Consider the following 5,837-nt stretch of genomic DNA (forward strand, 5'->3'; position numbering starts at 1 on the left):
CCTCGATCTCGTCCGCGCCACCGGGCTCGATGCCGGTGCGGGGCCCGCCGACGCGGTGCAGCGCGCCCGAGCGGGCGGGCGGCTCGTCGGCGGGCTCCGCCGCGGCGGGCTCGGCGGCGGCCGGGGACGACGTCGGCGCGGCGGGCGCCTCGCCCGAGGGATCCGTGTCGATCTCGATGATCGGCGTGCCGACGTCGACCGTCGTGCCGGGCTCGACGAGCAGGCGCGTGACGACGCCGGACCAGGGGCTCGGGAGGTCCACGAGCGACTTGGCCGTCTCGATCTCGACGATCGTCTGGTTGACCGTCACCGTGTCGCCGACGGCGACCTGCCACGCCACGATCTCGGCCTCGGTGAGACCCTCGCCGGCGTCGGGCAGCGGGAACTGCTGGTAGGTGGGCACAGCTCTCCTCGGGGCGTCTGTCGTCTCGTCGCGCGGCTCGGTCGTCGGTGGCTACAGCGCGAGCGTGCGGTCCACGGCGTCGAGGACCCGGTCGAGGCTCGGCAGGTAGTCGTGCTCGATCTTCGCGACCGGGTAGGGGGTGTGGAAACCCCCGACGCGCAGGACGGGCGCCTCGAGGTGGAAGAAGCACTCCTCCGTGACGCGCGCGGCCACCTCCGCACCCGAGCCGTAGAGCACGGGCGCCTCGTGGACGACGACGCACCGGCCGGTCCGGCGGACGGACGCCGCGACGGTGTCGATGTCGAGCGGCGAGAGGGTGCGCAGGTCGACGACCTCCAGGCTCGTGCCCTCGGCCGCCGCGGCCTCGGCCGCCTTGAGCGCGGTCGCGACGGTCGGCCCGTACGCGACGACCGTCACGTCGGTGCCCGTGCGGACCACGCGGGCCCGGTCGAGCGTCCCGGCCTCGCCGTGGGGAGCGGGCAGCGCGGCCGCGACGTCGACCTCGCCCTTCTCCCAGTACCGGCTCTTCGGCTCGAAGAACAGCACCGGGTCCGGCGACGCGACGGCCTGCCGGATCATCGTGAACGCCTCGGCCGGCGAGGACGGCGAGACCACCCGCAGGCCGGCGGTGTGCGCGAACAGCACCTCCGGGGACTCGCTGTGGTGCTCGACGGCCCCGATGCCGCCGCCGTAGGGCACGCGGATGACGACGGGCACCTGGATCCGCCCGTGCGACCGGTAGTGCAGCTTCGCGAGCTGCGTCGTGATCTGGTCGAACGCGGGGAAGATGAACCCGTCGAACTGGATCTCGCAGACCGAGCGGTAGCCGCGCATCGCGAGCCCGATCGCCGTCCCGACGATCCCCGACTCGGCGAGCGGGGTGTCGACGACGCGGTCGGCGCCGAAGTCCGCCTGCAGCCCGTCCGTCACGCGGAAGACACCGCCGAGCCGGCCGATGTCCTCCCCCATGAGCAGCACCTTCGGGTCGTCCTCGAGCGCACGCCGCAGGCCCAGGTTGATCGCCTTGGCGAACGTCAGCGTGCGCACGTCGGCCTCGGGCCGGGCGGCGGCGTCGGGCGCGGAGGCCGACGGGTCGTGCTGGCGACGGGCGGCGTCCGCCGCCGCGAGCGCGTCGTGACCCTGGTGGTGGACGAGAAGGTCGCTCATCGCGTGCTCCCTCCGGTCGGCTGGGCGTCGTGCCCGGGCGTGCGGTGGCCGTGCGGGCCGTCGAGGAACGACGACTCGTAGGACTCGAACCAGGCGCGCTCCCCCGCGACGGTCGCGTGCGGCGTCGCGTAGACGTGGTCGAACATCGACGACGCGGACGGGCGGCCCATCGCGCGCACCGTGGTGCGCAGGCGATCGCCGAGCTCCTCCGACTCCCGCTCCAGCTCCGCCAGGAAGTGCGCCGGCAGCTCGCCGAGCTGCTCGAGGTGCGCGCGCAGCCGGTCGATCGGGTCGCGCCGCCGCCAGTGCTCCTCCTCCTCCGAGCTGCGGTAGCGGCTCGGGTCGTCGGAGGTGGTGTGCGCCCCCATGCGGTAGGTGAACGCCTCGATGAAGGTGGGGCCGCCGCCGGAGCGCGCCCGCTCGAGCGCCTGCCGCGTCACCGCGTACGACGCGAGCACGTCGTTGCCGTCCACCCGCACCGACGGGACGCCGAAGCCCGGGCCGCGGTCCGCGAGGGGCACGCGGGCCTGACGCGTCGTCGGCTCGCTGATCGCCCACTGGTTGTTCTGGCAGAAGAAGACGAGCGGCGACTGGTTGACGGACGCGAACACGAGCGCCTCGCTGACGTCGCCCTGGGACGTCGCGCCGTCGCCGAAGTACGCGACGACCGCGGTGTCCCGCTCCGGGTCGCCCGTGCCGACGGCGCCGTCGCGCTGCACCCCCATCGCGTAGCCGGTCGCGTGCAGCGTGTGCGACCCGATGACGAGCGTGTAGAGGTGGAAGCCGAACCCGACCGGGTCCCAGCCACCGTGGTCGACGCCGCGGAAGAGCCGCAGGACGTCGGCCAGGTCGACGCCGCGCACGTGCGCGACCCCGTGCTCCCGGTAGCTCGGGAACACGTGGTCCTGCGCCGCGAGCGCGCGCGCCGACCCGACCTGGGCCGCCTCCTGCCCGAGTGCCTGCGCGAACAGCGCGAGCTCGCCCTGACGCTGCAGCGACGTCGCCTCGGAGTCGAAGCGGCGCACCAGCACCATGTCGCGGTACATCTCCCGCAGAGCCGTGGCGTCGAGGTGGGACACCAACGGGTCGTACTCGGGGTGCGGGGTGCGCACGCCCTCGGGGGTGAGCAGCTGGACGAGACCTTCGTCGGTGAGCGGGCCGTTCGGGCTCACGCGGTTCTCCTTCGCCTCGGGGGCGGCGGTCGGGGTCCCGGAAACGGGACGATCCCGGAACCTACGTCACCGTAGCCTACGCATCCGTAGGTTGCGCGGGAGGGGGCCGGACAAGGCTCGCGGCCGTCGGTTGTGGGGTCCCCACAGGGTGCCGCCGCGGCCTGGGCGGCGACCGCCTCGTCAGCGGGCGTAGGTGGCGAACGCTCCGGGCGGCGTCGGGCCCTGCCCGGCGGCCGGGGGTGCGAGCCGGTGGTCCGCGAGCAGGACGAGCAGCAGGCCCAGGTTCACCACGGGGACCGCGCCGAGCGCCACCCACCGCCACCGCAGGCGGCGCGAGCGCGCGAGCCGTCCGAACGCCACGACCGTCGCGGCCCAGCTCAGCGCGGCGAGCACGCCGGCAGCCACGGCCGCGCCGCCCGCCGCCGCGTGGTCGAGACCCGCGAGCTCCGTCATGCCCCGATGATGCGGCGCCGGCGGCCGGGAAACGGACGAAACGGGAGGATCCGTACGGATGTCACCCGGTCGGCCGCACCGCGTCGGACGAGGCGGCGGCCCGTGCGGGCTCGCGTCGGCTCAGCGCGGGTCGGACTCCGCGGCGACCTCCAGCAGCAGGTCGGTGGCCTCCGGCTCGCCGACGCTCACCCGGACGCCGTCCCCGGCGAACGGGCGCACGATGACACCGGCGCGCGAGCACCGCTCCGCGAACGCGGTCGCGTGGTCGCCCAGAGGCAGCCAGACGAAGTTCGCCTGGCTGTCCGGGACGGTCCACCCCTGGCCGCGCAGCCCGTCGAGCAGGCGGCCGCGCTCCCCCACGATCCGCTCGACGCGCGCGAGCAGCTCGTCCTGCGCGCGCAGCGACGCCAGCGCGGCGAGCTGCGCCACGTGCGAGACGCCGAACGGCGTCGAGGCGGCCCGGATGCCGGCGGCCAGCCGCGGGCGGGCGACCGCGTAGCCGACGCGCAGGCCCGCCAGGCCGTACGCCTTCGAGAAGGTGCGCAGCAGCACGACGTTCGGGTGGTCGCGGAAGACCGCGAGACCCTGCGGCGCCTGCGGGTCGCGGACGAACTCGACGTAGGCCTCGTCGAGGACGACGAGCACGTCGCGGGGCACCGCCTCGAGGAACGCCGTCAGCTCGTCGGCGTGCACGGCCGGGCCGGTCGGGTTGTTCGGCGAGCACACCAGGACGACGCGCGTCCGCTCCGTCACGGCCGCCGCCATCGCCTCGAGGTCGTGCCGGCCGTCCGGCGTCACCGGCACGCGCACACCACGGGCCCCCGCGAGCGTCACCGCGATCGGGTACGCCTCGAACGACCGCCACGCCATGACGACCTCGTCGCCCGGCTCGCACACCGCGGTGAGGACGTGCCCGAGCACCGCGACCGAGCCGCAGCCGGTGACGACGCTCTCGGGCGCGACGTCGAGCGTCGTCGCGATCGCCCCGACGAGCTCGGTGGCGAACATGTCGGGGTACCGGTTGACGTCCTCGGCGCCGTCGAGGATCGCGGCCACCACCGAGGGCAGCGGCGGGTACGGGTTCTCGTTCGACGAGATCTTGAACGCGGCGGCGCCGACGGGCGCGCGCGCACCGGGCACGTACGCGGGGAGGTCGGCGAGGGCGCGGCGGAGGGGGACGCGGCTCACAGGAGCCAGCATGCCACCCGGCCGCACACCGACCCGCAGGCGGGCGTCCGGACCGAGGGCGGTCGCGCGCTAGGCCCCGGCGCGAGCGACCTGCAAGGATCGACGCCATGGCAGCGTTCCTCGTCCGCGTCCTCGTCAACGGGCTGGCGATCTGGCTCGCCACGCTCATCGTCCCCGGCCTGACCGTCGTCCCCGAGGACGCGCAGGGCTGGTCGAAGGTCTGGGTGATCCTGCTCGTCGCGCTCGTCTTCGGGGTCGTCAACGCGATCGTGAAGCCGATCGTCAAGGTGATCTCGATCCCGCTGTACATCCTCACGCTCGGGTTGTTCACCCTCGTCGTGAACGCCCTCATGCTCATGCTCACCGCGTGGATCACCGAGTTCACGCACTGGGGCATCCGCATCGACAACTTCGGGACCGCGGTGCTGGGCGCCCTGCTGATCTCGGTGATCAGCTTCGCGCTCTCGTTCCTGATCCCCGACCGGGACTGACGCCCGCCGCCGCTCACGGCCCCTCGCCCGCCGGCGGTGCGCTCCGGCGCGCCCGGAACTGGAGCGTGCGCGCCGTCGTGCCCTCTGGACCGAGCACCTCGCGCGCCGCCGCGTCGAAGCCGGCCATCACCGGGCTGCCCTCGAGCGCCGCGTCCGCCCGCCGCGCCGCGGCCGCGTAGCCGCGGACCGAGTGGGTGTCGGCGAACGTCCGCGTGCATGAGCCCGCCTCGGCGCCGAGGACCTCCACGACGCTCTCGCGCGCACCGAGCGGCCGGCGCGCCCCGTCCAGCTGCGGCACCAGGTCGTTCGACCGCCGGTAGCGCCGCACGGGCAGCCCGGCCGGCGTGGGAGCGGTGAGGTCGGGCGAGCCGGCCGTCACGACGGCACGCACCGCGAACGAGCCGGCCAGGGCCGTCGCGAGGGACTCGGCCACCATGCCGCCCTGGCTGTGCCCGGCGAGCAGCAGGGGCTCGTCCCGCCCGACGCCCGCCTGCTCCAGCGCGTCCACGACGGCGTCGGTCATGTCGTCGTCCAGGCCGCCCAGCAGCCGGAGGTTGGTCGTGAGGTCGGTGGGCGTGTCCGCGTTGGGCGACCAGCGCTGCGTGCCGGGGATCGCCACCAGCCACGCGCGCGTCCCGTCAGGGTGCGTCAGCTGCTGCAGCGTCACGAGGCCCGGCGTCGCCCACGAGCCGTCCGCCGCGCGCCTGCCGTAGGACTCCGCCACCACGTCGAGCGCGTCCGCCACCGTCCGCGGCGCCGGCAGCTGCGGCGGGTCGGCGACCGGCACGACGACGGGGTCGACCCGGGTGCGCAGCACGGTCGCGCCGCCGGCCGCCACGGCCGCGACCGGGTCCGGCACCGCCGCGCCCAGGGGCGAGGCCGCCCGCAGCAGCGCGCCGGCCAGCCCCGACACGGCCGCCTCGCCCCGCCCGTCGGAGGTCAGCCGAAGCAGCAGCCCGGGGT

At 75.2% G+C, this 5,837-nt stretch carries 6 protein-coding genes and 1 pseudogene; 1 reads left to right on the forward strand and 6 read right to left on the reverse strand.

Annotated features, from left to right (window positions below; genetic code table 11):
- The 5 genes from HGCM_RS16710 to hisC all read right to left on the reverse strand — a co-directional run.
- On the reverse strand, window positions 1-403 hold a 403-nt coding region (locus HGCM_RS16710; RefSeq protein ID WP_040398917.1), incomplete at its 3' end, for a biotin/lipoyl-containing protein.
- 51 nt (window positions 404-454) lie between these two features.
- Complete coding sequence (locus HGCM_RS03605; RefSeq protein WP_019135519.1) at window positions 455-1,570, reverse strand: alpha-ketoacid dehydrogenase subunit beta; 1,116 nt, start codon at window positions 1,568-1,570, stop codon at window positions 455-457.
- The gene (gene pdhA / locus HGCM_RS03610) at window positions 1,567-2,742 is read right to left on the reverse strand and encodes a pyruvate dehydrogenase (acetyl-transferring) E1 component subunit alpha (RefSeq protein ID WP_019135520.1); all 1,176 of its coding nucleotides are present in this window, start codon (window positions 2,740-2,742) and stop codon (window positions 1,567-1,569) included. The genes HGCM_RS03605 and pdhA overlap by 4 nt, the downstream gene beginning before the upstream one ends.
- 180 nt (window positions 2,743-2,922) lie before the next feature.
- The gene (locus HGCM_RS03615; RefSeq protein ID WP_019135521.1) at window positions 2,923-3,195 is read right to left on the reverse strand and encodes a hypothetical protein; all 273 of its coding nucleotides are present in this window, start codon (window positions 3,193-3,195) and stop codon (window positions 2,923-2,925) included.
- Between the two features lie 120 nt (window positions 3,196-3,315).
- Window positions 3,316-4,383, reverse strand: a complete 1,068-nt coding sequence (hisC, locus tag HGCM_RS03620) for a histidinol-phosphate transaminase (protein WP_019135522.1) — start codon at window positions 4,381-4,383, stop codon at window positions 3,316-3,318.
- Between the two features lie 107 nt (window positions 4,384-4,490).
- Here hisC and HGCM_RS03625 point away from each other — a divergent pair, with 107 nt between their 5' ends.
- On the forward strand, window positions 4,491-4,874 hold the full coding sequence (locus tag HGCM_RS03625; RefSeq protein ID WP_019135523.1) for a phage holin family protein: 384 nt from the start codon (window positions 4,491-4,493) through the stop codon (window positions 4,872-4,874).
- Between the two features lie 13 nt (window positions 4,875-4,887).
- Here the strand turns inward: HGCM_RS03625 and HGCM_RS20045 are convergent.
- Window positions 4,888-5,837, reverse strand: a pseudogene (locus HGCM_RS20045) (hypothetical protein); the annotation flags it as partial.

Origin of the sequence: Cellulomonas massiliensis JC225, assembly GCF_000312005.1 — a bacterium.
Classification (GTDB): domain Bacteria; phylum Actinomycetota; class Actinomycetes; order Actinomycetales; family Cellulomonadaceae; genus Cellulomonas; species Cellulomonas massiliensis.

Coding starts and splice junctions, on each gene's coding strand:
- HGCM_RS03615 (WP_019135521.1), bottom strand. CDS start 3,195: ATGACGGAGCTCGCGGGTCTCGACCACGCGGCGGCGGGCGGCGCGGCC.
- HGCM_RS03605 (WP_019135519.1), bottom strand. CDS start 1,570: ATGAGCGACCTTCTCGTCCACCACCAGGGTCACGACGCGCTCGCGGCG.
- HGCM_RS03625 (WP_019135523.1), top strand. CDS start 4,491: ATGGCAGCGTTCCTCGTCCGCGTCCTCGTCAACGGGCTGGCGATCTGG.